The following is a 514-nucleotide window of genomic DNA, read 5'->3' as shown; positions in this document are numbered from 1 at the left end:
ATTCTGTTCTTCGCGCAAAAGCTGAAGTTGAAAACATGCGTCGCCGTAGCGAGCAAGAAATTGATAAGGCGCGTAAATTCGCTTTGAACAAGTTTGCTGAAGGTCTACTTCCTGTCATCGACAACCTAGAGCGTGCAATGCAAGCGGCAGATGCTGAAAACGAAGTGGTTAAGCCACTGTTTGAAGGTGTTGAGCTAACGCACAAAACGTTCGTAGACACAGTTGCTAAGTTTGGTCTTAAAGAGATCAACCCTGAAGGTGAAGTGTTCAACCCTGAATTCCACCAAGCGATGTCTATCCAAGAAAGTCCAGATCACGAATCAAACACGGTTATGTTCGTAATGCAAAAAGGTTACGAGTTAAACGGTCGTGTGGTTCGCCCTGCGATGGTTATGGTTGCTAAGTAATGACGTGTTACGCTGCCAAGTGATTGAGTCGCGCATTGACTGAGTAGTCGCGGCGACAAAATAAATCACTGGTTTACGTAAAATGGAAAGAGAGGCATATGCCTCTC

1 protein-coding gene is annotated in these 514 nt (G+C 45.3%); it reads left to right on the top strand.

What is annotated here, in order from left to right:
* On the top strand, positions 1-407 hold a 407-nt coding region (gene grpE, locus AB4653_RS28295), incomplete at its 5' end, for a nucleotide exchange factor GrpE (protein ID WP_372105949.1).
* Positions 408-514 lie beyond the last annotated feature (107 nt).

The organism is Vibrio sp. 10N.222.48.A3 (assembly GCF_041475345.1).
In the GTDB taxonomy this organism is placed as follows: Bacteria; Pseudomonadota; Gammaproteobacteria; order Enterobacterales; family Vibrionaceae; genus Vibrio; species Vibrio tasmaniensis_A.
This window is presented reverse-complemented; position numbering and strand designations above follow the sequence as displayed.